Origin of the sequence: Hyphomonas sp., from assembly GCF_013823385.1 — a bacterium.
In the GTDB taxonomy this organism is placed as follows: Bacteria; Pseudomonadota; Alphaproteobacteria; order Caulobacterales; family Hyphomonadaceae; genus Hyphomonas.
This window is the reverse complement of sequence record NZ_PNMA01000006.1, coordinates 17,761-43,576: the sequence shown is the minus strand read 5'-3', so window position 1 is coordinate 43,576 and position 25,816 is coordinate 17,761. Positions and strand designations below refer to the sequence as shown.

Here is a 25,816-nt window from a genome sequence, read left to right as displayed (position 1 = left end):
TGACGCCATTTTCTTCACGCGGCCAGTGGCCTTTCGGTCGCGGCCCGCTCCATGTCGGCCTGATAGTTCAGCTTCAATGCCTTCATCATCTCGATACGCTCCGGGCCCGGCTTTGGCGGATAAGCCGCCGCGTTCAGCCGTTTCCCGCGCGCCCAGTAATAGAGAACGCCAGCGAGGTTCTTCGGCTTGCCCAGCCATTTTTCCGGATGCTCCAGCATGTGAAACCCGCGCATCGCCTCGCGCAAAAGCCGAGTGTCAGAGCGCAGCGCAATCTTCACGCCGTCCTCCACAAAGCTCTCCATCATCCTTGAACGGAAGCTCTGCTTCGCGCCGGGCGTCAGCGTCTGCTGCGCGCGTTTCATGGCCGTGCGATCCTGCCGGCGCTGCACGATATAGAAGGGGCGAAGTTCCTCCGTCACACGCTCATGATATTTGAGCGCGCGCTGCACCGGATCAGACGTCGCGTCCAGCGTCTGCCGCAGCGCCTGCGCCGAAACGGCGGCAAAGGAACAGCCCCGGCCATAAAGGGGATTGGTCCGCACCAGCGTATCGCCGAGAGCAAAATAGCCCCGCGCCGCCGGTTTTCCGTCCACCACCATATCCCGCCAGCGGCTGATCAGGTCGCCCATCCCGAACACCTTGCTCGTCGGCTCGGCCTGCTCCGAATTCGTCCACGGACGAAGCCCCGGCAGCATCAGCGTGATCTGGTGGAAAATCTCCGGATCAAGAATGGACTTGCGAAGTTCCATTTCGATCTCGGGAATCGCCACGGTGATCGAGAAATTGCCATTGTCGCCGGGGAAAACGCCGAACTTCAGAAAGCCCAGATCGCCTGTCGGTGGCGGGTTGGCCTTGCGGTCCGGCTCGGTCTTGCCGGGAAGGAAACGGTAATGCCGCGTGAAATAGAGAATGCCCGCGCTCTCGCTCTCTTGGCGAATGCCGGCGCCTTCCTCCATCAGCTGCTCGATGGTAAAGCCGCCCTTGCCGCCGGCGTCCACAATTACATCAGCGGTCAGCGTCACTGCCATGCCATTCTCTTCGCCCTCGACGCCGGTCACATCGAACACGCCGTCGTCTCCCTTCCGGGTAATCAGCTTGCGGACGAGAAAGCCGGAGCGCAGCGTCACATTCGGCAGCGTTTCCACATAGCGGCGCATGGCCATTTCCAGCGTCGTGCGGCGGCTGGTGAGGATCGTCAGCTCGGCATCGCTGGGATCGGGTCGATAGCGCGCCTGCTGCTGCTCGGTCAGCATGTTCTCGAACGGCAGCTCCCGCACGCCCATCTCTAGCAGCTGGTCGAGCAGGGCAGGGTGCTCGGCCTTCATGATCGTCCGCAGGCGCGCAAGGAAGGCATGGCTCTGGCGCAGATGGCCTACGCCCACGCGCTTCCACGTCTTGAACAGTTCGTCCGGATCGCCGGTTTCCACCGGCCCATCGCGTTCCAGAACGATCACGTCCCGTCCCGATGGCGCCAGCAACAGCGCCGTACACAGACCGCCGATCCCGGCGCCGATCACAATCACTTGTTCACGCATGCGTCCCCCCACCTGTCAGGAGTCGATAGAGCGCAGGAATTCCAGAATGGTCTCGTTGACCGCCTCTGGCGCTTCCTGCTGGGTCCAGTGGCCAATGCCCGGGATCATCCTGTTGATCCGCAGATCCTTGACGAAATGCGGCATCATCTCGATGGCCGCCGCCGCCATCATCACCACGCCGTCTGCCGTTCCGGCAACGAACATCGCAGGCTGATGGATTTCCATCGGCGCGCCTTCGGTCAGCTGCCAGTGAAGGTCGTGGTTGCGATAATAGTTGATCGGCCCGCGCATGCCCGATGCCTTGAACTCGGAGACATAGAAATCAAGATCGGCGTCCGTCAGCCATTTCGGAAGTGTCTCCGGATAGGGCAGGCTGGTCAGCAGATCGTCATCTTCGGTCTTCGGTGTCAATTTGGTGAGGTCTGTCTCGCCCGCCGCCATGATCAGGAATTTGCGCAGGGCGGTATACATATCCTTCTCGAACTCGGCTTCCGCCACGCCCGGCTCCTGGAAATAGAGCTGGTAGAAGAACTGCCCCTTGAACATCTCCCGCATCATCGGCATCGGCTGCACCGGCGAGCGCGGCATGAAGGGAACGGATAATCCGCCTACGGCGCGCACCTCGCCGGGATGGAACAGCGCGGTCGCCCAGGCCGTCGGCGCGCCCCAGTCATGACCGATGACGACGGCATTATCATAGCCGAGCGCCGGGATGAGGCCGATAATGTCCTTGATCACTTCTGTCTGAACGTAATCGGTAATCTCCGGCGGCTTGTCGCTCTTGCCATAGCCGCGCATGTCCGGCGCGACGACATGATAGCCCGCCGCCGCCAGCGGCGCGAACTGATGCCGCCAGGAATACCAGCTTTCCGGAAACCCGTGCAGCAGAAGCACCAGCGGGCCTTCGCCCGCCTCGGCAATGTTCAGCTCGATCCCGTTCGTGGCAACCCGGCGCTGGGTAACACCCGGCCAGCTCATGCGGCCACCAGCGGGCGGGTGTCCGCCCCGGTGCCCGGCAGGATGGCGCCGCGCGTATCCTTGTCGGCATAGCCCGCCTTTGCACACCAGGCGATACCGCCGCCGACGACAACCGTATCCACCCCGCGCGAGTCGCGCACATAGCGTTTCCCGTCGCCCGGCACGTCCTGAACATAGGTTTCCTCGCCCCGGTCGATCGTGGCCGGGTCGAATACCACCAGGTCGGCCACATAGCCTTTCTGGATCAGGCCCCGGTCCGGAATGCCCCAGATGCCTGCCGTGTCGGAGGTCACCTTCTTCACCGCCTCCTCAATGCTCATGGCCTTCAGATTACGGACGAAATGCGAGAACAGATAGCCCGTATCGCCATAGGTGGAGAAGGAGAGAATGTGCGCGCCGCCATCGCTGGCGCCGATATGCACGTACGGATGCTTCAGCATCGCGCTGACACGCTCATCATTATTGTGGCCCATGTTCGCGGCCATGAAATGCGCGTCCAGCTTCTCTTCCACCGAGAGGTCGATCATCGCTTCCAGCGGCGAGCAGCCACGCATCTGGCCAATCTCGGCCAGTGTCTTGCCGACATATTTCTGGTTGGCTTCGGTTTGCGCAAAGCGCAGCGTCAGGAATGACCAGAGGCCCATGTTCGGCGTCGCCTCGGCGATCAGCTTCTGGCGGCTTTCCGGATGGGTGAAGCCCTCGATGATCTGCTCGGGCGTGCCAAAGCGCATCAGCTTGTACCAATTCGGCAGGCGCACGAAGATCAGGCTCGGCACGGCAAAGCTGAAGCTGATATCGATGGGCCGGGTCTGCACCTGCGGCCACACGCGGGCCCCGCGCGCAAACTGCTCGTCCACCCGCGCCATCACGCGCTCCACCGCGTCCACATTGTCGGCATTGATGAACAGCGGCGAGAAGGTCGTCGGGATCGAATATTTCAGCGAGATTTCCGCCAGCTGATCAAGCCGCGCAATCGTCAGGTCCGGATCATAGAATTCCGGCACGATCTGCAGGATACGGCCATATTCGCCCAGAACGCTGGCCAGCGCGTCTACTTCGCCTGCATCCGCATACCGGCTCGGCACGGGCAGCAGCGTCTCGTCCATGTCCACATAGCTCGTGGAGAGGCCAACCGCGCCGGCATCGAGACACTCGCGCAGCACGCTTTGCATGCCGGCGATTTCCTCGGCCGTCGCGGTCCGCTCCATCGCAGCGTCCCCCATCACCCAGAGACGGATCACGCTATGCCCGACCAGCGGCGCCACATTGATGGCCAGCCCCTTGCGGATGCGTGTGATATATTCGGAAAATGTCTCCCAGTCCCAGACGACGCCTTCTTTGAAGGCTTTGTACGGCATTTCTTCAATCTGGTTGAACATGCCGACAAGCTTCATGCGGTGTTCCGCTTTCAGCGGCGCCAGGGACAGGGAGCAGTTGCCAGGAACAATTGTCGTGACGCCATGCGACAGGGCCGGCTTGGCATAGCCGTCCCACAAGAGCTGGGCATCGAAATGCGTATGCGGATCAATGAAACCGGGCGCGACCACCTTGCCGGAAGCGTCCACTTCCTCGCGGCCTTTCTCCGCCACGCGGCCAATCTTTGCGATGCGATTGCCGCTGACGGCAATGTCCGCCCTGTAAGACGGCATGCCTGAGCCATCGACCACCGTGCCGTTCCGGATCACCAGATCATACATTTTCAGTTTCCTCCCGAATGTTCTGTTGCCGATGCACCGGCATATCGTTGTGAAGAGGCGATGAGCGCGTCGCGGACATGCTCCCAGCTCGCCCCGATGATTTCCTCCGGCACCGTTGTCCCGCAGGCGTCAAACAATGCGCGTACGGCATATTCGTCCAGCGTGATGAGGGTCGTGCCGCCATTCTCGTATGTCAGCGTCACCAGCAGTTCCGCGTCGCCGTCATGGGCGGCCGCGATCTGAACTGCGCTGATGACGGCGAGGCTCATGCCTTGGCCTGCGGCGGTTCGATGAAGATCACATCGCTCGGCAGGATCGGATTGTCTCCGCGCACCCCGCCAGCCGCGCCCACGGCGCGCATGAACACATGCAGGTTCCAGCTCTGCAGGCTGGAGACGGCGGCTGCCTCCTCCATCGCGGGCAGTTCCCGCCTGGCAATGCTGGTCCAGGTATCGCCCGGCTTGGGCAGCACCGATTTGCGCACCCGTGAGAGTTCCGCTGCGGCCATGAGTCTTCCTCCCGATTTTCGAGATAATTGGAACATGTTCCAATTTTTCTGGCAAGCGGCTCCCCTAGGGAAACTCCTGAGCAATTTTCATGTTTTCCCACCCCTCAAGGCTTCGACCTTGAATCGAGACAAAAAAAGGGGGCGCCCCGAAGGACGCCCCGAAAGGTAGGGAGGAAACATACCGCTTTCGCGGTGTCAGTTACCATCGCGTACTGCGACGGCAGTATCTGGGTAATCTACCCAGATTCCGTCAGCGCCGGCCTTGATGAGCGCGTTCAGCTCAGCCTGCGCAGTGTCATAGCCCGGCATCGGCTGGTCATCGCGCACGGTATAGACATGCACCAGCAGGCCATTGGCATGGGCCCGTTCGACAAAGTCGGTCGTCGTGCCATCGGCATTGAGAATGTAGGTCTTCTCGGCGCCCACGCCGGTCGTGGTCATCTCATCGAGATTGTATTCCAGGCCGAGCATCTTGTTATAGGGCGGGCCAACCATGTTCTGGATCGTCGGCAGGTCGCTCTTGGCGGCAAAGGCAGCCAGGAATTGCGGCTCGAAGCTCTGGATGAAAACCGGGATGCCGGCTTCTTCCAGGCCCTTGGCCTTCATGCCCTCGATGATCGGGTCAACCATGTCGAGGCCCACCGAAGAATAATATTCCGGCCATTTGGCTTCGATATGCAGGCCAACGATGCGGCCATCCTTGGCGGCGGCGAGGGCCACATCCATCACCTCGTCAAAGGTCAGGATGTCCAGCTTGCCGTCATGCTCTTTCGTGCGTGCCGGGAATTGCTGGCGGGCCTTCAGCGTCTTGATTTCGGCAAGCGTGAAGTCATCTGCCCACCAATCTTCCTTCTCGCCCATCGGCGTGGCGCGCTTCACCTTGCGGTCTGCAAATTCCGGGTGATCGGCCACATCGGTGGTGTCGGAGAGGTAGGCGTCATGGCGCGCGATCAGCACGCCATCCTTGGTCATCACGAGGTCGGGCTCGATAAAGTCCGCCCCTTGCGCGATCGCGGCTTCATAGCCGGGGATCGTGTGTTCCGGATAAAGGCCGCTGGCGCCGCGATGGGCGATGATGATCGGCTTCTCCCCGGAGAGGGTGCGATAGCCGGCAGCCTTTTCGGCAGCGGCCACCGGGGCCTCCTCCGTGCTCCCCACCTGCGCAGGCGCGCAGGCGGAAAGCAGCAGGGCGGCGAGGGCAACAGTGTATTTCATGAAACCTGTCTCCTTGCCGTTCCGGCTCAGAACTTGATGTACGCGCCGGCTTTCAGGATCTGCGGTCTGCCGCGAATGATGGTGTGCAGGCCGAAGGCGCCACCGGTATTGCCGACATCGATCAGATATTCCTTGTCCAGCAGGTTCTCACCGGTGGCAAACACGCCCCAGCGATCGTCCGCGCTGTCAAAGCCGAGGCGCAGATTGACCAGGCCATACGCGCCCTGTTCCTCGACCACCGGCGTGCCGTCCGGATAGGTTTCGCGGACACGGGTGAAGCCGCCGCTGCCATTGGCGATATAGTCGAAGCCGTTATCGTCCTCGAAGAACTGCTTGCTCTTCCAGACATAGCTCGGCGTGATCGACAGCGTGCCGGCGGTGGCAACCTGAAGGGTGATGTCAGCTGCCAGCGAGAAGCTCTGTACAGGGCTCATCCGGAACTTGTTGCCGGCAAACTGCAGCGGGTTCCCGTTGCTGTCCTCGTCATCATATTCGGAGAAGTTGTAGGCATAGGTGCCCAGCAGGCGGACATTGTCATGCACCAGCGCCTGGCCGTCGAATTCAAAGCCATACTGGGTTGCGTTGCCGGAGTTCTCGACCACGAACACGCCGTTGATCGGGTCAAAGCGGCTGGTCTGGAAGTTCTCGTACTGGCCATAATAGACCGAGCTGGTCATCTGCAGGCGATCTTCAAAGAAGCGGCCGAACATGCCGGCTTCCACGTTATCCAGGGTCTCTGCGTCGACCACGGAAGACGTGCGGCCCGAAATCGAGATGGCTTCCGGGCGGCGGCCACGGCCATAGGACACCCAGGTGTTCACATTGTCAGACACGCGATAGGCCGCGTTGAGACGCCATGTGTATGCGCCGTCCGGCTCTGCCGAAACGGTGTAGGGATTGTTCAGCAGGTTGGCGTTGATCAGGAAGCCCGGCGCAAAGGTCACAGCGTTGCGCACGCCGCCGAGGGCCGCGTTGCCGCGCAGCAGTTCGCCGACGCTAGAGGCTTGCAACTCGTTGACCGTGTAGCGCAGACCGCCGGTCAGCGAGAGCCGGTCGGTCACGTCAAAGGTCAGGTCGCCGAAGACGTCATAGCTGGTCCGGGCATCGGTCGTTCTGGACTGTTCGGCATGGGCCGGGTTCAGCGGGATCAGAACGCCCTGTTGCAGCAGGCCAACCACCGAATACTGGAACGGCGTCTGGAAGCTGCCGATATTGGCTGCGCCGGGAACGCCCTGGCTCATCAGCAGGCCGCGGATTTGCGCGACGGTCGCCCCAGCGCCCGCTGCGATCTGCGGCAGGAACAGAGACTGGGCATAGGCCTCATCGGTCGAGAAGGTCAGGCTGTCGCGGGTTTCATAGTCGAAATAGTTGGCGCCGAAGAAGCCGCGCAGGCGGCCGCCATTGTCATAGTTGAGGCGCAGTTCCTGGCTGAAGGCTTCGCCTTCGCGGGCCTGATAGAATTGCAGCAGGTTGAAGGCGGCGCCGTCAGAGTCCCAGGCCTCGTTGGAGGAGAGTTCGCGATAGTCGGTCAGCGAGGTCAGCGTCCAGGCGTCGTTGAGGGCGAATTCGAGGTTTGCCGTGGTGGCGAAAATCTCGCGGTCATTGCCCAGCTTGTCGCGCACCTGATCGGGGTTGATGTTCATCGCCGTCGGGCCATACGGATCAATCACACCATTCACGGGGAAGAAGCCGGAGGTGAACTGCGTGCCGGTGGAGTCGTCTTCCTGATAGTTGACGAAAATATCGGCGGTGATGGCCGGGGTGGGTTCCCAATGGATGGCGCCGCGCACGGCGGTGGTATCCTGGCCCATCAGGTCCGGAGAGTTGGCCGTGTTCGGAACATAGCCGTCCACATTCTTGATCTGCCCGGCCAGGCGAACGGCAAACGTGTCGCTCAGCGCCAGGTTGTAGTAGCCTTCGCCGCGGATGAAGTTGTAGTCGCCGCCTTCCAGCAGCAGCTTGCCGGAATTGCCTTCGGTCGAGGCGCGGTTCTGGATATAGTTGATGCCGCCGATCAGGGCGCCCTGGCCAAACAGGGTTGCCTGCGGGCCCTTCACCACCTCGACGCGCTCCATGTCATAGATCGCGATGCTGGTGGCATAGCCCGGCGTCCCGATGGAGATGCCGTTCTGGAAGATCGCGACGCGCGGCGCGCCGCCATCGGCCACAACCCCGCGCAGCGAATAGGTCGGCGCGTTGAGGCTCTGTGCCTGCACCTGCAGGCCGGGAATGAAGTTGGCCAGGTCCTCGATGTCGTCAGCGGCAAGCTTGTCGATCAGGTTCTGGTTGGTCACGGAGATGTTGATCGGAACATCGATCAGCGCCTGCTCGGTCTTCTGGGTCGTGACGGTGACGACCTCCAGGCGGCGCGAGTCTTCTGCTTCGGGCGCGTCAGCATATGCAACAAGCTGGCCGGAGACGCTGAGTGCGGCAACGGCAGTGGCGGAAAGGATGCGAAATTTCATGTCAGACCCCGGTTGCACGGCGCGGGAGGAGCGCCGGTTGCCGGGTCGTTAACGAGCGCCTCAAGGGCGTTCAAATCAAGGTTTTGCGAAACTAATGCGTTGAAAATATTAAATACTTACGGATTTCTGGCTGTGGCGCACAAGCCACGCATACCGCCGGTCTGCGCCTCAAAGTTGGGTTTGCGTCCTGCGGGCAGGGGCGGCGGAACCGTTCACTTATTGGACAATTATCCAATAACAACCGGCTGCTGCTGCAACAGGTACGGGCGGCCTGCGGGGGCGGGGCGGGGGCCGGCAACCGGCCGCCGGATGAAACCTGCGGTGACCGGCGCGGCGCGGCCCGGCCCGCCCGGCGCCGGGGAGAAGTATGAAGAGAGTGCCGCAAGACTTCCCGAACGCCTCCGGGAGTCTGGAGGGACGGCCCGCAAATGGCTCCAGGCTTTCCGGTAACGTTTTTCAGGGCTGGTCAGAACCGTGTCAGGGATGGCGCGGAATTGTCCAGATCTGTCCGGGAATGTCCGAAACTGTCCGGATTTGTCCGGAAATGTCCATGCGGTGTCACGCAATGTCCGCCCCCGGAGCGGCCGGCGCCCCGTCTTGTCCCTCAAATTCCTGCGGGGGCCGCGCCGCCGCTATCCCCCAGGCTACCGCCGCGCCATCCCGATCAACACGCCGATGCCGGCCCGCCTTATCCCCCAAAAAACCGGTGCCCTCAAAAAATCAAACCCACCCCCCTGAAAACCAGCCTACAATACCCTCCAGCCACCAGAAAAATATTGCCCGCCCCGATACAACTCTGACCGGCCTCGCCGTCAAACGCCTGGAGAGAAGATCAAAAGAAGGGAGGGAAGATACCGCCCCAGGAAAAGATAAAGAGCTGCGCCCTCGCCTGAGGGGTGGAGCCTACTTGTACCAAATAATCAGTATACTGATATATTCCAGACGCGCGCCCGCCGCTGCGCCACGCTTTCCAGCTCCAGCGTGGTGGCAATCTCGTATTCCGCCATCAGCCCGGCCTCGCCCTCCGGCGCATAGGCCCGCCCCGGATCACCCGCATAGGCGGCAATCCCGCGCGCCGCCGCCTGCTTCAGCCATTGCAGAAACCGCGCCGCCATCGTCATCTCGTAGAAGATATCCCCCGCCAGGATCACATCCACCTCCGGGGCGGCACTATCCAGCAGGTTCCCCGCCAGCCAGCCCAGCGCCACGCCATTGGCCTCGGCATTCAGCTGCGCGGCGGCCTCGCAGATCGGGTCAATGTCATTCACCCACACTTCGCTTGCGCCTGCTGCCGCTGCTGCAATGCCAACCATCCCGCTGCCACAGGCGATGTCCAGCACGCGCTTGCCCCGCACGATCTCCGGCCGCTCCAGGATCAGCCGCGCCACCGCCTGTCCCCCCGCCCAGGGAAAGGCCCAGAAGGGCGGCTCTATCCCCTGCCGGTCAAGGTCTGCCTCGGTGGCAGCCCAGATCGGCGTGATCTCGTCTGCCTGCCAGATATGCAGTGTTTCCAAGGGCTTGCGATGCGGCAGCGGCAACCCCTCCACCGGCGCCAGCCGCGTATTGGCAACGATGAACGCGCGGTCCCGCGCGAGAGTGTCTGTCGCCGCCACTGCTGCCGCCTGTTGAGAATGCCTAGCTGGGCGCCTGTACCATCTTTGGCTTCGGCATCAAGGCAAGCGCGCCCAGCACCAACACAAACCAGACAAAGATGATGAAGAAACAATCCCGGAAGGCATAGACCAGCGCCTCTGCGGCAACCTTCTGATTCAAGACACCAAATGCGGACTGAAACGCCTGCACCTGCGCCATCCCCCGCACCTCCAGCATCTGCGCCTGCAGTGCATGTTGGTACATCATCTCGGCATTGGTTTCATTCAGCGCAGCCGAAAGATGGTCGCCATGAAAGATCGTGCGCCGCTGGAGGATGATGGCCAGGATGTTCACCCCGAATGCGCCGCCCACCTGCATCAGGAACGACACCCCGCCCGCTGCCGAGGCCAGCAGATGCGGCGGCACAGCCCGCGCCGCTGTGGTGTTGGAAGGCGGCATGCAGAAACTGATCCCGATCCGGCTGAGCACGATCCACCCGACCAGCACCCAGTAAGGCGTCATCGCCGAAACATGTGATAGCAGCCAGGCCGACACCGCAAAGCTGAGAATGCCAAAGCCCAGCAGCCACCGCGCATCCATCCTGTCGGTCAACCGGCCCGCAATCGGAAAGCCGATCATCATGGCAATGCCGGCCGGGATCATCATCACCCCCGCCGCTGTCGGCGAATAGCCCTGCACCAGCTGCACGAACATCGGAATGAGATAGGTTGATCCATAGATCGCAATGCCGGTTGCAGAGATGATCAGCCCGGCAGACCAGAACTGGCGATAGGTGAAAATCTTGGGGTTCAGCGCCGGAAACGGGTGCCCGCGTTCCCACAGGAAAAACAGCATGCCCGCCACAATCCCGATGCCAAAGCGCAGCAGCGTCTTGTCCGAATCCCAACCGTCCCGGTTACCCCCGGCAAAGGCGGCCAATAGTCCGATCACGGCAATTGCCAGCAGGCTGAGGCCCTGCCAGTCCAGCGGCGGGCGCGGCATATTGGGATTGCGGTCTCCCTTCGGCATCAGGAAAGGCGCAATCGCCATGGCAACCAGGGCGAGGGGGAGTGTGGCCACGAACACCAGCCGCCAGCTGGCCAGATCCACGGCAATCCCTCCCAGCGCCGGGCCAAAGGCGGGCGCCAGCACCACGCCGATGGAAAACACCCCCATCGCCATGCCGCGCTTGTTGTCCGGAAATGTCTGGAAGATCAGGAACATCGACATCGGCTGCAACAGGCCCGCCGATATGCCCTGCAGACCCCGCGACAGGATCAGCAGTTCCAGCGTGCTGCTCACCGCGCCGAGCAGGGAGCCAATCACGAACACGATCATGCCGAATGTGTAGGTCGCGCGCGGCCCGAAGGTCGCCATCGCCCAGGCATTCGCCAGCATCGCGATGGTGGAAGAGGCGAGGAACGCGGTGGACATCCACTGCGCCTGATCCTGGCCAAGGCCAAAGGCGCCGATGATCGCGGGCAGGGCTACGTTGATCGTCGTGGCGGCCAGCATGGTCGCCATCGAGCCGGTCAGCATCGTGAACAGCAGGATCCAGCGATAAATGCCGCCGAAGCGCTCAAACTGCGCCCGTACCGATGGCCCCGCCATGGCGGGAATGTCGATGGGTACGGGGCTGCGTTCAGGGCCGGGCCTGCCAGCGGGCAGAATGCCGGGCGCGATTGTCACGCCGTTTCTCCGGCGGCCCCTGTGCCCGCGTCTGTCTTGCGGATGCGCACCCGCACCATCGTTCCGGGGCGCAGCTCCACCTGCGTCGGCTCCAGGTCTATCCGCACCCGTATGCGCTGCGTGATCTTGGTGAAGACGCCATTGGCGTTGGGATTGGGCATCATCGCCGCTTCGCCGACGGTGGCATCATGCACACGGGTTACCCGTCCGGAAATGGGGTGAGACGGGTCACTGTCAGCGCGCACCTGCACTTGCGCAGCCGGGCGCACATGCCGGATATCGGTCTCCTTGATATTGGCCGAAACCCACATAGCGTCCGGATCATGCAGCAGGGCCATCCGGTAGCCGCGCAGGGAATGCTCGCCATTGTCGAAGAACAGCTCATCCACCACCCCGTCGATCGGACTGCGGATGGTGTGCTGTTCCACCACCACCTTCTGCGCCTCTACCCGCGCCTCGGCCTGGTCCAGCGCCGCGCGCAGCACGGTCAGCTCATAGTCGATGAGGCGCACTTCCTGGCCCACGATGCTGGCGGTGCGGTGGTCGGCGGCGGCGGTTTCCCGCTCTGCCTGCGCGCGCCGCAGGGCCTGGGCGCGCGTGTCGAGTACATTCTTGGCCTGGTCGAGATTGGATTGCGGCATCAGGCCCCGGTCGAACAGGTCCTTGGTGCGGTCATAGTCGCGCTGGGCGATCTCCAGATTGGAGCGGGCGGCCTCAACACTGGCGACCGCTGACACGGTGCCGGCCCGGCGCGCGGCAACCTCGCTGCCGGCCTTGGAGGTGGCGAGGCCCGCGCGGGTTTCCTCGCGGGCCATTTCGGCGCGCAGCCGCGTGGCTTCCGCCTCCAGCTGCGCCAGCGTGAAGACGGCCTCGCGGTCGTCAATGGTATAAAGAATATCCCCGGCCGATACCCGGTCGCCTTCCTTCACCTGAACACTGGTGATGCGCCCGGAAATGTCGGTGGAAACGGCAATCATCTCGGCGGCGATGCGGGCGTCGGAGGTGGAGACGTAAGCCCCCCGGTCCATCAGGAAACGGATGCCCAGGACCAGCAGCATCAGGGCGGCCGCGCCCGCGATCCACATGCGCCCGCGCCGCGACCGGACAAACGCAGCCGCGCGCTGCCGGGCGGTCGGCTGAGTCTCTGCGGCAAAGGATTGTGAATCGCCTTCCATGGCCTGCGACCGGCAGAAAGCCTGCCGGATTGTTCCTCCCTGTCGTGGCTATTGCGCGGGGCGTTGGCCGCCCTCATCCGCCACACCTGTTATTTGAGCGGGACATAACGCTAAGGCAATCAAGCCTTATATTCGCGTTTCCGGCAGATCATTGTGTTTCCGGCCAAGGGGCTTCATTGCTGGGGGAAAGGGCTATGGAAACAATAAGGATTCGGGGCATGGAAAAGCTCGGCATATTCGCTGCGGCGCTGATGGCCGGCCTGCTGGTTTCCTGTTCTGGCCGGATGCCGAACTTTCCGGAAATGCCTGCCCTTCCGGCCATGCCGTCCATTCCGGGGCTATCCTCTGGCCCCGTCGCTGGCGACCCTGCCTGCGGTGGCAGCTGGCGGCTCGAGGATGGCGGCGGGCTCGCCATCACGCCAACCGAGGACGGGCTGCGCTGGCGCGCGCTGGACGGCCAGACGGGGCGGTTTGCCTTCGAGAAGGAAGGCTGGAAGGCATACATGGGCTGGACCGGTCAGCCTGAAAGCCGGCAGATCGAGTTCACCTGCGAAGGCGGGCTCACCTTTTTTGAGGGCGCTTCAGCCGTCCCGGTTGAGGTGGTGGTTCAGGACACGGTATTCACCGGTGCCAGGGGCACCCAGCTGGCCGGCCGGCTGATCCTGCCGGCGGGCACTGAGGCTGTGCCAGTAGTGGTGCAGGTGCAGGGATCCGGGCGGTATTCGGCGGTGGCGCATGATGCCTTCCAGCATCTTCTGCCCCTGCAGGGCGTAGGCGTGTTCATCTACGACAAGCGGGGCACGGGCACCTCAAAAGGTGACTACACGCAGGACTTCAGCCTGCTGGCGACCGATGCGGCCGCTGCGGCGGCTGAAGCGCGCCGTCTGGCGGGGCAGAGGCTCGGCCGGTTTGGCCTGCACGGCGCCAGCCAGGGCGGCTGGGTGGCGCCCATGGCGGCGGTGTCGGTGAAGCCGGATTTTGTCATCGTTTCCTATGGCTTGCTGGAAAGCCCGCTGGCGGAAAACCGCGCCCAGACCATTCAGGATGTGGCCGAAGCCGGCTTCGGGCCGGCGGCGCAGATGGCGGCAGGCATGCTGGCGGACGCCGCCGGCACCGTGATGGTGTCAGACTTCAAATCAGGCTTTGCCGAGCTTGAAAACCTGAAGAAAATCTACAGGAACGAGCCTTGGTATCGCTATGTCAAAGGCGAGTTCACCGGCGAGATCCTGCAGCATTCCGACGTCGTGTTGCGGGTCGCTGGTCCGCTGCGTTCGGTTGGCACCAGCTGGCGGCATGAGGGCGAACCCGTGCTGCGCCAGGTCAATGCGCCGGTCCTCTGGATCCTCGCAGGTGCCGACCGGGACGCCCCGCCTACCTACACCCGCTCTCGCCTGAAAACCCTGCAATATGAAGGCCGCCGGATCACCCTTGCGGAGTATCCCGGCTACGATCACGGCATGCGGGGCTTCAGCATTCTGCCCGATGGCACGCGGGATTTCACCCATATCGCCCCGGGCTATTTCCAGATGGCCGCCGATTTTGCAGCCGGCACTCCGATGGTGCCGGGCGCCTATCCGGAGGCGGTGATTTTACCGGCCCGCTGATGGGGGGCTTCTACTTCGCCTGGATGGATTCCAGATAGAGGATCAGCTGTTCCACCTGGTCGGCCTCCAGCTGAAATTCCGGCATATCTTCATGGCCCACCGTAATGCCTTCGGCGAGCGCCTCTTCCAGCAGGCGGACCGGATATTTTTCCGAAAGCGTGCGGAAAGGCGGGGCATCGGCATGGGGGCTTTCGCCTTCAAGACCAATGGCATGGCACCCCGCGCAGAGATTTTCAGCGATCTGGCGGCCCGGCATCGGGGCGCTGACCTCTGAAGGGGCGGGCGCTTCGCCGGTCTCTCTGGAGCAGCCCGCCAGAAGGGCAACCCCGGCCAGGAGCAGGACCCTGCCCGCTGCCGCCGATTTCAGAATGTGGCCTGCCATCTGGCGCGACTCCCTTGAAGATTTCGCGCAGGGTCGTTTGGCGCTCGCCTGCTGTCAACACGGGCATATGCTTATGGGCAGCTGGCCGTTTCAGCCGCAGGCGGAATGATTTTCCGCAGCCACCCTGCCGGGCGGCCCCATGCTTGCGCCTCCTGGGCTTTTCGTTCATCAAGTAGCGCGAAGTGAGGGGTGGTATTTAAATGGCCGGCACACCGGAGAATATCGAATTGGTGGATGCCGTAGCGGAACGTTCAGGGCGCGAAATGCTGCTGGAGGCAGCGGGTGAGCTGATGTCGGAAATCGGCTCCATCGACGTTTCCCTCCACCAGATAGCCAAGCGTGCCGGCGTGACGGCGCCGCTGGTGAAATACCATTTCGGCTCCAAGGATGGCCTGCTGCTGGCCCTGGCCCAGCGCGACACCGCCCAGTCGATCAAGCAGCTGACCGAGCTGATGGCGATGAACCTCGACCCGGCAACCAAGCTGCGGGTGCATATTCAGGGCATCATCCGCACCTATGCCCGCTTTCCCTATCTCAACCGCCTTCTGGAGCACTTTCTGGATGATCCCGAAGCGGAAGGTACGCGGCTGATCTGGTCGAGCTTCCTCCTGCCGCTGATCGAAGCGCAGAAGCAGATCATCACCGCCGGGATTGCCGCCGGGCAGTTCCGCGAAGTCGATTACAAATACGTCTACTTCCTGATCAATGGCGCCTGCCAGTATATCTTCTCCACCCGCATCACGCTGCGCGAGATGATCGGGGAAAAGAAGGTGGGGCAGGAACTCGCCCGGGAATATGCTGCCTTTGCGGCCGAGACCGTGCTCCGCGGCATCGCGAAATAGCGCCGGCTGGCACATCAGAAAGCTGTGTATCCTTCTGATCCAGTCGCCTCGCCGCGCCGTAAAGCGAGCCAGATCCGGAGGTTCCATTGGTTCGCATTTTCATTTCAGGCGCCGCCGCCGCCGCATTCGCAGGAATGGCCGCCGCACAATCGCAACCCGCAACCGATGGCTGGGCCCTGACCCTTGGCACGGGCGCGCTCTATTCCCCCTCCTATGAGGGCGATGATGATTACAGCCTCAAACTGCTGCCGAATGTTCAGCTGAAATATGGCGACCGTTTCTTTGCCTCCGTGCAGGAGGGAGCAGGCTACAATCTAGTGAAGGGCGAGCGCCTGCGCGCGGGGCCGATTGCCCGCATCCGCTTTTCCAGAGATGACAGCGGCGATCAGACCTTTGCGCTGAGCGGTGGCAAGACAGGCGATTTGCGCGGGCTGGGTGATGTCGATACCAGCATCGAGCTGGGCGGCTTTGTTGAATACAGGCTGGGCGGCATCAAGCTCAACGCGGAGCTGCGCCAGGCAGTATCCGGGCATGACGGGCTGGTGGCCGATCTCGGCGCGCGCTGGAGCGGGGTTTGGACCGAACTCGGCCCCCCGCTGATCTGGTCTGCCGGGCCGCGCCTGCGGCTGGTGGATGATCAGTATACGGCGGCCTATTTCGGCGTGACGCCTGCTCAGGCCATCGCCTCCGGCCTGCCGCAATATCAGGCGGGCGGCGGGGTGCATTCCTATGGGGTGGGCGCGACCGTCATTCTTCCGCTGAGCCGTGACGGCGCGTGGAGCGCGGTTTTCCTGGCAGGCTATGACCGGCTGTCTGGTGACGCGGCAGACGCGCCTCTGGTGCAGCTTCGCGGGGATGAGGATCAGGCAACTTTCGGCGCGTTTATCAGTTATACGTTCCAGTGACGGGGCGAAGCCCCGCAATCATGATTTTCCCAAGAGGAATGGAGACAGATATGAAACTCGGATATGCGCTGATGCCGCTCTCTGCGCTAGTGCTGGCGGCATGCATGTCGCAGCCGGACTATCGCCAGACAAGCGCGGAGCTGCCAACGGTCGTTTCGGTGGACCTCGACCGCTATGTTGGCAAATGGCATGAGATTGCGCGCTATCCCAACTGGTTTGAGCGCGGATGTGTGACGGCCATGGCGGAATATGCTCAGCTACCGGACGGAAAGATTTCCGTTACCAACACCTGCACCAAGGAAAATGGCGAGAAGGATGTCGCCGAGGGCAAGGCACGTGTCGTGGAAGGCTCGAATGGGGCGAAACTCAAGGTGAAGTTTGCCCCGTCCTGGGTGCCTTTTGCGGAAGGCGATTATTGGGTGCTTCATCTGGAGCCGGACTATTCGGCCGTGCTGGTCGGCGCGCCGAGCGGCAAGTATCTCTGGATCCTCGCGCGAGATCCCGAGCCGCCGAAAGCGACACTCGACCGTATCCTGAAGAAAGCACAGGATCTGGGCTTTGAGACAGAGCCTCTGGTCTATGCCGGCAATCCGGCCTGAGGCGCGGTCCGCTCAGCCTTTGAGGCTGGGCAGGTCAAGTCCGTGCTGGCGGGCGCAGTCGATGGCGATGTCATAGCCGGCATCGGCATGGCGCATGACGCCAGAGGCCGGATCGTTCCACAGGACGCGTTCTATGCGGCGGGCGGCGGCCTCTGTGCCATCGCAGCAGATGACCATGCCGGCATGCTGGGAATAGCCCATGCCGACGCCGCCGCCATGATGCAGCGAAACCCAGGTGGCGCCGGATGCGCAGTTAAGAAGGGCGTTGAGGAGCGGCCAGTCCGAGACCGCATCGGAGCCATCCTTCATGGCTTCGGTTTCGCGGTTGGGGGAGGCGACGGAGCCGGAATCGAGGTGATCGCGCCCGATGACGACGGGGGCTTTGAGTTCGCCGCTCGCCACCATCTCGTTGAAGGCGAGGCCGAGGCGGTGGCGGTCTCCGAGGCCCACCCAGCAGATACGCGCGGGCAGGCCCTGGAATTTGATCCGCTCACGGGCCATGTCCAGCCAGTTGTGGAGATGGGGATTGTCCGGGATGAGCTCCTTCACCTTCTGATCCGTCCTGTAAATGTCTTCCGGATCGCCCGAGAGCGCGGCCCAGCGGAAGGGGCCGATGCCGCGGCAGAAGAGGGGCCGGATATAGGCGGGCACAAAGCCGGGGAAATCAAACGCGTTCACCACGCCTTCATCCAGCGCCACCTGGCGGATGTTGTTGCCATAGTCGACAGTCGGCACGCCGCGCTTCTGGAATTCCAGCATGGCGCGCACATGTTTGGCCATCGAGGCGCGGGCGGCCTTCTCCACGGCCCCGGGATCGCTGAGGCGGCGGGCTTTCCAATCTTCAACCCGCCAGCCTTCGGGGAGGTATCCGTTGACGGGATCATGAGCAGACGTCTGGTCTGTCAGCAGGTCTGGAAGTTGGTCAAGTTCCAGAATCTTCGGGAGAATTTCGCAGGCATTGCCCAGGAGGCCGACAGACTTTGGCATGCCTGAAGCGCAGCTTTCAGCGATCATGGCGAGGGCTTTTTCAAGATCGTCCGTCCACGCATCGAGATAGCCGGTGCGTAGCCGCATCTCAATGCTGGAAAGCTGGCATTCGATGGCGAGACAGGAGGCGCCGGCGAAGACGGATGCCAGAGGCTGGGCGCCGCCCATGCCGCCGAGACCGGCAGTGAGCAGCCATTTGCCCTTCAGGTTTCCGCCATGATGCTGGCGGCCCATCTCCACGAATGTTTCATACGTGCCCTGAACGATTCCCTGCGCGCCGATATAGATCCAGCTGCCCGCTGTCATCTGGCCGTACATCATCAGGCCCTTGCGGTCGAGTTCGTTGAAATGGTCCCAGCTTGCCCATTGGGGAACGAGGTTTGAATTGGCGAGGAGCACGCGGGGCGCATCGGCATGGGTGCGGAAGACGCCGACCGGCTTGCCGGACTGGATGAGGAGGGTTTCATTGTCCTTGAGGCGCTTCAGAGTAGAGACGATCGCGTCAAAGGCTTCCCAACTGCGGGCGGCGCGGCCGATGCCGCCATAGACGACGAGGTCTTCCGGGCGTTCGGCCACATCCGGATCAAGATTATTCATCAGCATCCGGAGGGGGGCTTCGGTCAGCCAGCTTTTTGCGTTCAGCTCCGTGCCCCGGGGCGCGCGGATTTCGAGGACATTGGCGGGATAGGGCATGGCGTTTCTCCTCAGGGCGTTTCGGCGAAAGCGAGACAGGCGTCGAGCACCTGGCGCAGGGTTTCGATCATCGGCGCTGCATATTCAGCGTCAAACGGCACGGGCCAGTCGTCATCGGTGACGGCGCCGATGGGTTCACGCAGATAGCCACGGCAGGATAGTTCCATCTGGATGGCATGAACGCCGCTGGTGGGTTTACCATGATGACGCACGGTCCAGCCGCCCCGGAAACGGCCGTCAAGGACGGTCGGCTCGCCGGATGCTGCGCAGATTTCCGTGACCCTATCGGCGAGCGGCGGCGCGCAGGTAGTCTGATAATTGCTGCCGACATTGAACACCGGCAGCAGGCCGTCGAACAGGTCCGGGATCTGTGAGCGGATGGAATGAGCGTCATAGAGGACAACCCCGCCATGGGCTGCGCGGAGGCGCGCGATCTGGCTTTCAAGGGCCTTATGATAGGGAGTGTGAAAGGCGGCGCGGCGGCGCTCAATTTCGGCATCGTCCGGCTCCCGGCCCGGCTTGTAGAGGGGCGCGCCATCAAAGGTCGTCAGGGGGCAGAGGGTGGTGGTGTTCTGGCCCGGATAGAGCGAGGCCCCGGAGGGATCACGGTTTACATCGATGACGGAGCGGGAAATGGCCGTGTGGAGGATCGTTGCGCCCATATCTGCGGCGAAAGCGTAAAGCTGGTCTACCCACCAGTCAGTATCGCGCCGGGCGCGCTCGGGCGAGACGAAATGGCCGGCAATGTCTTCCGGCAGGCTGGTGCCGGTGTGCGGGAAGGCAACGATAAGGGGGCGTGTGCCTTCGCGGATGGTGAGCCAGCCGGTCATGCGCCTGCCTCCAGAGAGGGGAGCGCGATCCGCACACTGCCGAGTGCGGCGCCGGTGCGGATGAGCATGGTGGCGGCTTCAATATCCGGATGCATGAGGCGGTCATGATCGAGGGGTGGCACTCTGGACCGGACGAGCGCGCGCACGGATTCAAGCGCGACGCTGGATTTCAGCGGCGCATGGAAATCGCACGCCTGCGCGGCGGCGATAAGCTCGATGCCGAGCACATAATTCACATTCTCCGCCATCTTCAGCAGGCGGCGCGCGCCATGAGCGGCCATCGAGACATGGTCTTCCTGATTGGCGGAAGTCGGGATGGAATCGACACTGGCGGGATAGGCCATCTGCTTGTTCTCGGAGACCAGGGCGGCAGCGGTGACCTGCGGGATCATGAAGCCGGAATTGAGGCCCGGCTGGGGCGTCAGGAATGCGGGCACGCCGGAGAGCGCAGGATCGACCAGCATGGCGATGCGGCGTTCGGCAATGGAGCCGATCTCGCAGAGGGCCATGGCGATCATGTCTGCCGCAAAAGCGACAGGCTCTGCATGAAAGTTGCCGCCGGAAAGCGCTTCGTCCGTCTCCGGAAAGATCAGTGGATTGTCGGATACGCCGTTGGCTTCGGTCAGCAGCGTGTCGGCGGCCTGGCGCAGCAGGGTGAGCGCGGCGCCGGCGACCTGGGGCTGGCAGCGGATGCAATACGGGTCCTGGACGCGCGTGTCGTTTTCCAGATGCGACGCGCGGATGGCAGAGCCAGCCATCAGATCGCGCAGGACAGCTGCGCAATCGATCTGGCCTTTATGGCCGCGCAGCTGGTGAATGCGGGCGTCGAAGGGAGCGTCCGAGCCCTTGGCGGCCTCGGTCGAGAGGGCGCCGGTGACGAGGGAGGATTGCAGGATGCGTTCGGCCTCGAACAGGCCGGCAAGGGCGCAGGCGGTGGAGAATTGCGTGCCGTTGAGCAGGGCGAGGCCTTCCTTGGCGGCGAGCGCGGGAAGGGGCGCGAGGCCCGCTTTGGCAAAGCCTGTTTCGGCGTCCATCCGCTCGCCTTTCAGGAACACTTCACCGGCCCCGATCATGGCGCAGGCCATATGGGCGAGGGGGGCGAGGTCTCCCGAGGCGCCGACCGAGCCCTGCGCGGGGACAAGCGGCAGCAGGTCAGCGGCGAGCATGGATTCCATCAGCGCAATGGCTTCTGCACGGACGCCCGAAGCGCCCTGGCCGAGATTGGCCATCTTCAGGGCCATCATCAGACGGACGATATTTGCAGGCGAAGGTTCCCCAACGCCGGCGGCATGGGAGAGGACGATGTTGCGCTGGAGGGTTTCAAGCTGGTCATCCGGAATGCGGACGGTGGCGAGTTTTCCAAAGCCGGTATTGATGCCGTAGACGGGCTCGCCTTTGGCGAGGATGCGCGCGACGGCAGCCGCGCTGGCGGAGATGGCGTCTGCGCTGGAGGGATCAAGCCGGGGCGTGGCGCCTTGCCAGAGGGCGCGCCAGCTGGAGAGGGGCACGGCGCCGGGTGTCAGGGTGATGGCGGTCATTGGCCCCTCCAGATGCGGGTGTGGAGCCGGTTGAGGCCCATATTGCTGACGAGTCCTGCGGGGCGCTCAATGTCCCAGATGCTCAGATTGCAGAGCTTTCCGGCCTCGAGTGTTCCGGTTTCATCCTGAAGGCCGAGCGCGCGGGCGGCGTGGCGCGTGGTGCCGAGGAGGCATTCCTCCACCGTCATCCGGAACAGGGTGGCGCCCATATTCATGGCGAGGAGAATAGAGGTGAGCGGTGAGGTGCCGGGGTTGCAATCTGTTGAAATCGCAAGGGAAACACCTGCCCTCCTCAGCGCTTCCAGTGGTGGGGCGTGGGTGTCGCGCAGGAAGTAATAGGCGCCGGGCAGCATGACGGCGACGGTGCCCGCTGCGGCCATGGCGGCGATGCCGGTGTCATCGAGATATTCGAGATGATCCGCTGACAGCGCATTATGGCCGGCGGCGAGGGCGCCGCCCTGCAGGTTTGAGAGCTGGTCTGCGTGGAGCTTCACCGCAAGGCCATGGGCGCGCGCGGCGGTCAGCACACGGTCTGTCTGTTGCGGCGTGAAGCCAATGGTTTCGCAGAACGCGTCAACGGCGCTGGCCAAGCCCGCATCTGACGCTGCCGGTATAATCTCTGTACAGACAAGATCAATATAGGCGTCTGCGCGGCCTTCATATTCCGGCGGCAGGGCATGGGCGGCGAGCAGTGTGGTTTCGATGTCAATTGGGCGAACCCTGGCGAGCGCGCGGGCGGCCCGGAGCTGTTTCAATTCATGTTCGACACTCAATCCGTAGCCGGATTTTATCTCGACTGTGGTGACGCCTTCGGCGATCAGGGCGTCAAGCCGGGGCTGGCTTTCGGCGACGAGTTGATCCTCGCTGGCGGCGCGGACGGCGCTGACTGTGGCGCGGATGCCGCCGCCTGCGCGGGCGATTTCCTCATAGCTTGCCCCGGCGAGGCGGCGTTCAAACTCATGCGCGCGGCTGCCCGCCCAGACGAGATGGGTGTGGCAGTCGATCAGGCCGGGGAGCAGCCAGCGGCCTTCGCAATCGATGACTTCATGCCCGTCTGTCGGGGGCGCCTCATCTGCCGAGCCGGCATAGGTGATCCGCTCTCCCTCGGCGGCGAGGGCGCCCTTCTCGACAATGCCGAGGCCGGGCAGGCGGGGCGACATCGTGGCGAGGCGGGCGTTGGTCCAGATACGCTTTTTGGGCATCCTCCGCTCCCCGTTGTGCTCGCGCCGATATTCTTTTAATATGTATAGACATAATAGAAGAGTCGGAGGGATGTCCAGTGGCGGGGAAATCTTCAGAGCGTCTCTGGTTTGATTGCGGCTTGCTGCCGTCCGGCTGGGCAACGGGACTCGAGATCACGATTGCGGGCGGAGCGATCGAAAAAATTTCTACAGGTGTGACGCCTCCTTCGGGGGCGGTTCGGGGGCGGACGGTGCTGCCAGGGCTGCCCAACCTGCATTCCCACGCCTTTCAGAGGGCGATGTCCGGGCTGACGGAAGTGCGCGGAAAGGATCAGGACAGTTTCTGGTCCTGGCGCAGTCTACTCTACCGGTTTGCCAGCCGGATTGGGCCGGAGGATATCCACGCGATAACGGCGATGGCCTATGCCGAGATGCTGGAGGCGGGGTTTACGCGGGTCTGCGAGTTTCACTATCTCCACAACGCCCCGGACGGGCAGCGCTATGACGACCCGGCAGAGATGGCCGGACAGATCGTGCGCGCTGCAGAAGAGACAGGCATCGGGCTGACGCTGCTGCCGGTTTTTTATGCCCATTCGGGCTTTGGCGGCCAGCCGCCAGCCGACGGCCAGAAACGGTTTCTGAGCGACCTGGAGGGCTTTGCCGGGCTGCTGGAAGATGTTGGACAGCATACGGTCAATCAGCATGATTTTGTGCTGGGCATCGCGCCGCACAGCCTGCGCGCGGTGACGCCGGGCGAGTTGAAGACGTTGCTGTTGATGGACAAGGCCGGGCCTGTCCACATCCATATCGCCGAACAGGTGAAGGAAGTTGAGGACTGCCTTGCCTGGTCTGGCGCGCGGCCTGTGGAGTGGCTGCTGCACAATGCGCCGGTGGACGGGCGCTGGTGCCTTGTACATGCGACGCATACGAACGACCGGGAAATCCACCGGATAGCAAAGAGCGGGGCGGTGGTGGGACTTTGCCCGGTGACCGAGGCGAATTTGGGCGACGGGATTTTCGATGGGCGCGCCTTTGTTTCCTATGGCGGACACTACGGCGTTGGCACCGATTCCAATGTGTCGATCAACGCGGCCGATGAGCTCCGGATGCTGGAATATTCCCAGAGACTCAAAGGCCTCTCGCGCAATGCCATGACCGGGGCGGGCTATGCCTCAACGGGGCGCTCGCTGTTTGAACACGCCCTGGCTGGTGGCGGGCGGGCCGCGGGCATTCCTGCTGGGCTGGCGCCGGGCAACCCGGCGGATTTCGTGGCGATCAACGCCGGCGCGCTGCCCGAAGCCGAAGATGGGGGAGACGCCCTGCTGGACGCTTGGGTGTTCCGGGGAAAAAGCCAAGCGATCTCAGAGGTCTGGAGGCGGGGAGAGCGCGTCGTATGCGGTGGACAACATGTTCAACGCCCGGCAATCGAGGCGCGCTACAAGGCCGCTCTCAGGCGGCTTCTGGCGTGACAAAATCGATGCCATTTTCGGCCACTTCCGGCCAAACCGGGACAAAACAGGACACTTCGGGACAAATGCCGGACACAAACGAGACAGTTTCGGTCAGCGAACGCATCCGCTCGGACCTCGAGCGGAAGATCCTTTCCGGCGCCCTGAAGCCAGATGACCGCATCCCGCTCGAGCGCGAGCTGATGGAAATTTATGCCTGCTCCCGCATGACGGTGAACAAGGCGGTGAGCGAGCTGGCGAGCCGGGGGCTGATCGTGCGGCGCAAGCGGGCGGGGTCGTTCGTGGCGCACCCGCCGAGCGACTCGACCATCCTCGACATTCCCGACATCCGGCTCGACCTGGAGCGGAAGGGGCATGCCTATGGCTACCAGCTGCTGCACCGGGCGGTGCGGGCAGCGAAGGGGCTGGAGGAGGCGGCGCTGGCCGGGAGGGACGGGCGGCTGATCGAGCTGCGCGGGGTTCACCGGGCCGATGGGCAACCCTTCGGCCATGAGCGGCGGCTGGTGAGCCTGTCGGCCGTGCCGGAGATTGAGGCGGAGGATTTCTCCGAGACGCCGCCGGGCACCTGGCTGCTGGGACATGTGCCCTGGTCGCAGGCCGAGCACCGGATCTTCGCGGTGGCGGCGGAGGGGGGCATCGCCGCGCATCTGGACATTGCCGAGGGCGCCCCCTGCCTGATGCTGGAGCGGCGGACATGGCTCAACGGCATGCCCGTGACGCATGTGTGGCAGACCTTCCCCGGCGACCGGCACTCCTTCATCGGCGCGCTGACCCGGCGGCAGGCATAGGGGCTGTTCCGGATAGGGGCGGGGTCTGACGCGAGGACAGGCTTGTCTCGCCGGAAACGCATGGCAGGTTCGTCTGATAACTGAATATCAGGGGAGATTGCCATGGCCGCAGCTGCTGAAGGCTACAAGACCATTCTGGCGCCGGAAGACGAGTTCACGCACAATCCGGGAACCGCCGAGAATTACAATGAAAGCATGTATTTCAACGTGTTCGACGCGGGCAAGCGGGCGGGGGCCTGGTTCCGCCTCGGCAACCGGCCCAACCAGCGCTATGCCGAAATGTCGATGTGCGTCTACTTTCCCGACGGCCGGGTTGGTTTCATGTTTGCGCGGCCGGAGATCAGTGACAATTCACAGATGAACGCGGGCGGCCTGCGCATTGATGTGGTGGAGCCGTTCAAGACGCTGAAGGTGACTTATGCTGGCGAGCTGCTGGTGCTGAAGGAGCCGGGGCAGATGGCGGATCCGAAGGTGGCCTTCCGCAACAATCCGCGCCTGCCCTGCAAGATGGAGATGACCTATACCGGCCTCTCGCCGATGTATGGCGGGGAGACGGTGAAGGCCGATGGTTCGCCGATCGAGATTGACCCCGAGAAGTCTTTCGCCAAGGCTCATTATGAGCAGCATTGCGCCGCAAAGGGCTTTATCGACTGCGGCGGCGAGCGGCTGGAGATCGACGGGCATGGCCTGCGCGACAAATCCTGGGGGCCGCGCCACTGGCAGGCGATTGAATGGTATCGCTGGTGCCCGATGAATTTTGGGCCGGACTTTGGCATGATGTTCAATGTGATGGGCGATGGCAAAGGCGGGGTGCATCAGAGCGGCATGGTGTTCCGCGATGGCATCTATGACCAGATCGTTGCCGCCGAGCTTTCGAGCAATTGGGACGACAGCGAATACCAGACAGACCTTGAGGCAAAGATCCGTACAAAGAGCGGCAAGGAATATACCGTTACCGGCAAGGTGCTCTCCCTCATACCGCTGCGCAACCGGCGGACGGCGCCGGACGGGACGGAGCTGACGACGCGCATTACCGAGGCGATGACCGAGTATCGCTGCGACGGGAAGCTCGGCTATGGCATGAGCGAGTATCTGGACCAGATCGTCGACGGGCGGCCGCTGGGCCGTCTGGCGGGATATTGA

General features: G+C 63.1%; 22 protein-coding genes. 7 read left to right on the top strand and 15 right to left on the bottom strand.

The features are described 5' to 3' along the window. Nucleotides 1-14: 14 nt before the first annotated feature. From C0456_RS05690 to C0456_RS05645, 10 genes are all read right to left on the bottom strand, one after another. The gene (locus C0456_RS05690) at nucleotides 15-1,535 is read right to left on the bottom strand and encodes an FAD-binding protein (protein ID WP_291049409.1); all 1,521 of its coding nucleotides are present in this window, start codon (nucleotides 1,533-1,535) and stop codon (nucleotides 15-17) included. A 15-nt stretch (nucleotides 1,536-1,550) separates the two neighbouring features. After that, nucleotides 1,551-2,513, bottom strand: a complete 963-nt coding sequence (locus C0456_RS05685; protein WP_291049407.1) for an alpha/beta hydrolase — start codon at nucleotides 2,511-2,513, stop codon at nucleotides 1,551-1,553. Next, nucleotides 2,510-4,210, bottom strand: a complete 1,701-nt coding sequence (locus C0456_RS05680) for an amidohydrolase family protein (protein ID WP_291049404.1) — start codon at nucleotides 4,208-4,210, stop codon at nucleotides 2,510-2,512. Before C0456_RS05680 ends, C0456_RS05685 begins: the two co-directional genes overlap by 4 nt. 2 nt (nucleotides 4,211-4,212) lie before the next feature. Next, the gene (locus tag C0456_RS05675; protein ID WP_291049402.1) at nucleotides 4,213-4,479 is read right to left on the bottom strand and encodes a hypothetical protein; all 267 of its coding nucleotides are present in this window, start codon (nucleotides 4,477-4,479) and stop codon (nucleotides 4,213-4,215) included. Further along, nucleotides 4,476-4,718, bottom strand: coding sequence for a hypothetical protein (locus tag C0456_RS05670; RefSeq protein ID WP_291049400.1), 243 nt, complete (start codon nucleotides 4,716-4,718; stop codon nucleotides 4,476-4,478). The genes C0456_RS05675 and C0456_RS05670 overlap by 4 nt, the downstream gene beginning before the upstream one ends. 195 nt (nucleotides 4,719-4,913) lie before the next feature. Continuing rightward, complete coding sequence (locus C0456_RS05665; RefSeq protein WP_291049396.1) at nucleotides 4,914-5,933, bottom strand: glycerophosphodiester phosphodiesterase family protein; 1,020 nt, start codon at nucleotides 5,931-5,933, stop codon at nucleotides 4,914-4,916. 26 nt (nucleotides 5,934-5,959) lie between these two features. Further along, a complete protein-coding gene (locus C0456_RS05660) occupies nucleotides 5,960-8,398 on the bottom strand; it encodes a TonB-dependent receptor (RefSeq protein WP_291049394.1) in 2,439 nt (812 codons plus the stop codon). A gap of 920 nt (nucleotides 8,399-9,318) precedes the next feature. Continuing rightward, the gene (locus tag C0456_RS05655) at nucleotides 9,319-10,011 is read right to left on the bottom strand and encodes a methyltransferase (protein ID WP_291049392.1); all 693 of its coding nucleotides are present in this window, start codon (nucleotides 10,009-10,011) and stop codon (nucleotides 9,319-9,321) included. 22 nt (nucleotides 10,012-10,033) lie between these two features. Continuing rightward, nucleotides 10,034-11,680 (bottom strand): DHA2 family efflux MFS transporter permease subunit, encoded by a 1,647-nt coding sequence (locus C0456_RS05650; RefSeq protein WP_291049389.1) that lies wholly within the window; start codon nucleotides 11,678-11,680, stop codon nucleotides 10,034-10,036. Further along, nucleotides 11,677-12,855, bottom strand: coding sequence for an HlyD family secretion protein (locus C0456_RS05645; RefSeq protein ID WP_291049387.1), 1,179 nt, complete (start codon nucleotides 12,853-12,855; stop codon nucleotides 11,677-11,679). Before C0456_RS05645 ends, C0456_RS05650 begins: the two co-directional genes overlap by 4 nt. A 218-nt stretch (nucleotides 12,856-13,073) precedes the next feature. Here C0456_RS05645 and C0456_RS05640 point away from each other — a divergent pair, with 218 nt between their 5' ends. Next, on the top strand, nucleotides 13,074-14,459 hold the full coding sequence (locus C0456_RS05640; RefSeq protein WP_291049385.1) for an alpha/beta fold hydrolase: 1,386 nt from the start codon (nucleotides 13,074-13,076) through the stop codon (nucleotides 14,457-14,459). A 10-nt stretch (nucleotides 14,460-14,469) separates the two neighbouring features. Here the strand turns inward: C0456_RS05640 and C0456_RS05635 are convergent, their stop codons facing one another. Beyond that, nucleotides 14,470-14,841, bottom strand: coding sequence for a cytochrome c (locus C0456_RS05635; protein ID WP_291049383.1), 372 nt, complete (start codon nucleotides 14,839-14,841; stop codon nucleotides 14,470-14,472). Between the two features lie 200 nt (nucleotides 14,842-15,041). Here C0456_RS05635 and C0456_RS05630 point away from each other — a divergent pair, with 200 nt between their 5' ends. The 3 genes from C0456_RS05630 to C0456_RS05620 all read left to right on the top strand — a co-directional run bounded on the left by C0456_RS05630 (nucleotide 15,042) and on the right by C0456_RS05620 (nucleotide 17,187). Further along, nucleotides 15,042-15,683, top strand: coding sequence for a TetR family transcriptional regulator (locus C0456_RS05630; protein WP_291049381.1), 642 nt, complete (start codon nucleotides 15,042-15,044; stop codon nucleotides 15,681-15,683). Nucleotides 15,684-15,769: 86 nt separating this feature from the next. Next, nucleotides 15,770-16,588, top strand: a complete 819-nt coding sequence (locus C0456_RS05625; RefSeq protein ID WP_291049379.1) for a MipA/OmpV family protein — start codon at nucleotides 15,770-15,772, stop codon at nucleotides 16,586-16,588. Between the two features lie 50 nt (nucleotides 16,589-16,638). Then, complete coding sequence (locus C0456_RS05620; RefSeq protein WP_291049377.1) at nucleotides 16,639-17,187, top strand: lipocalin family protein; 549 nt, start codon at nucleotides 16,639-16,641, stop codon at nucleotides 17,185-17,187. 12 nt (nucleotides 17,188-17,199) lie between these two features. Here the strand turns inward: C0456_RS05620 and hutU are convergent, their stop codons facing one another. The 4 genes from hutU to hutI are packed head-to-tail and all read right to left on the bottom strand — an operon-like array spanning nucleotide 17,200 to nucleotide 22,437. Further along, complete coding sequence (gene hutU, locus C0456_RS05615) at nucleotides 17,200-18,867, bottom strand: urocanate hydratase (protein WP_291049375.1); 1,668 nt, start codon at nucleotides 18,865-18,867, stop codon at nucleotides 17,200-17,202. A gap of 11 nt (nucleotides 18,868-18,878) precedes the next feature. Next, entirely contained in the window at nucleotides 18,879-19,697 is an 819-nt protein-coding gene (gene hutG / locus C0456_RS05610) for an N-formylglutamate deformylase (RefSeq protein ID WP_291049373.1), read from the bottom strand. After that, the gene (gene hutH / locus C0456_RS05605) at nucleotides 19,694-21,235 is read right to left on the bottom strand and encodes a histidine ammonia-lyase (RefSeq protein WP_291049371.1); all 1,542 of its coding nucleotides are present in this window, start codon (nucleotides 21,233-21,235) and stop codon (nucleotides 19,694-19,696) included. Before hutH ends, hutG begins: the two co-directional genes overlap by 4 nt. Next, nucleotides 21,232-22,437, bottom strand: a complete 1,206-nt coding sequence (gene hutI / locus C0456_RS05600; protein WP_291049369.1) for an imidazolonepropionase — start codon at nucleotides 22,435-22,437, stop codon at nucleotides 21,232-21,234. Before hutI ends, hutH begins: the two co-directional genes overlap by 4 nt. A gap of 77 nt (nucleotides 22,438-22,514) precedes the next feature. On the opposite strand from hutI, the gene C0456_RS05595 reads away from it, so the two are divergent. The 3 genes from C0456_RS05595 to C0456_RS05585 all read left to right on the top strand — a co-directional run bounded on the left by C0456_RS05595 (nucleotide 22,515) and on the right by C0456_RS05585 (nucleotide 25,816). Beyond that, nucleotides 22,515-23,885 (top strand): formimidoylglutamate deiminase, encoded by a 1,371-nt coding sequence (locus tag C0456_RS05595; RefSeq protein WP_291049367.1) that lies wholly within the window; start codon nucleotides 22,515-22,517, stop codon nucleotides 23,883-23,885. Nucleotides 23,886-23,950: 65 nt separating this feature from the next. Then, a complete protein-coding gene (locus C0456_RS05590) occupies nucleotides 23,951-24,673 on the top strand; it encodes a UTRA domain-containing protein (RefSeq protein WP_291049365.1) in 723 nt (240 codons plus the stop codon). Nucleotides 24,674-24,775: 102 nt separating this feature from the next. Next, entirely contained in the window at nucleotides 24,776-25,816 is a 1,041-nt protein-coding gene (locus tag C0456_RS05585; protein WP_291049363.1) for a hypothetical protein, read from the top strand.

Bases quoted from the DNA above. Each gene is read 5' to 3' on its own strand.
- C0456_RS05660 (WP_291049394.1), bottom strand. From the start codon at position 8,398: ATGAAATTTCGCATCCTTTCCGCCACTGCCGTTGCCGCACTCAGCGTC.
- C0456_RS05680 (WP_291049404.1), bottom strand. From the start codon at position 4,210: ATGTATGATCTGGTGATCCGGAACGGCACGGTGGTCGATGGCTCAGGC.
- hutU (WP_291049375.1), bottom strand. From the start codon at position 18,867: ATGCCCTATCCCGCCAATGTCCTCGAAATCCGCGCGCCCCGGGGCACG.
- hutH (WP_291049371.1), bottom strand. From the start codon at position 21,235: ATGACCGCCATCACCCTGACACCCGGCGCCGTGCCCCTCTCCAGCTGG.
- C0456_RS05665 (WP_291049396.1), bottom strand. From the start codon at position 5,933: ATGAAATACACTGTTGCCCTCGCCGCCCTGCTGCTTTCCGCCTGCGCG.
- C0456_RS05590 (WP_291049365.1), top strand. From the start codon at position 23,951: ATGCCGGACACAAACGAGACAGTTTCGGTCAGCGAACGCATCCGCTCG.
- C0456_RS05690 (WP_291049409.1), bottom strand. From the start codon at position 1,535: ATGCGTGAACAAGTGATTGTGATCGGCGCCGGGATCGGCGGTCTGTGT.
- C0456_RS05630 (WP_291049381.1), top strand. From the start codon at position 15,042: ATGGCCGGCACACCGGAGAATATCGAATTGGTGGATGCCGTAGCGGAA.
- C0456_RS05685 (WP_291049407.1), bottom strand. From the start codon at position 2,513: ATGAGCTGGCCGGGTGTTACCCAGCGCCGGGTTGCCACGAACGGGATC.
- C0456_RS05670 (WP_291049400.1), bottom strand. From the start codon at position 4,718: ATGGCCGCAGCGGAACTCTCACGGGTGCGCAAATCGGTGCTGCCCAAG.
- C0456_RS05675 (WP_291049402.1), bottom strand. From the start codon at position 4,479: ATGAGCCTCGCCGTCATCAGCGCAGTTCAGATCGCGGCCGCCCATGAC.
- hutG (WP_291049373.1), bottom strand. From the start codon at position 19,697: ATGACCGGCTGGCTCACCATCCGCGAAGGCACACGCCCCCTTATCGTT.
- C0456_RS05640 (WP_291049385.1), top strand. From the start codon at position 13,074: ATGGAAAAGCTCGGCATATTCGCTGCGGCGCTGATGGCCGGCCTGCTG.
- C0456_RS05620 (WP_291049377.1), top strand. From the start codon at position 16,639: ATGAAACTCGGATATGCGCTGATGCCGCTCTCTGCGCTAGTGCTGGCG.
- C0456_RS05585 (WP_291049363.1), top strand. From the start codon at position 24,776: ATGGCCGCAGCTGCTGAAGGCTACAAGACCATTCTGGCGCCGGAAGAC.
- C0456_RS05635 (WP_291049383.1), bottom strand. From the start codon at position 14,841: ATGGCAGGCCACATTCTGAAATCGGCGGCAGCGGGCAGGGTCCTGCTC.
- C0456_RS05645 (WP_291049387.1), bottom strand. From the start codon at position 12,855: ATGGAAGGCGATTCACAATCCTTTGCCGCAGAGACTCAGCCGACCGCC.
- hutI (WP_291049369.1), bottom strand. From the start codon at position 22,437: ATGCCCAAAAAGCGTATCTGGACCAACGCCCGCCTCGCCACGATGTCG.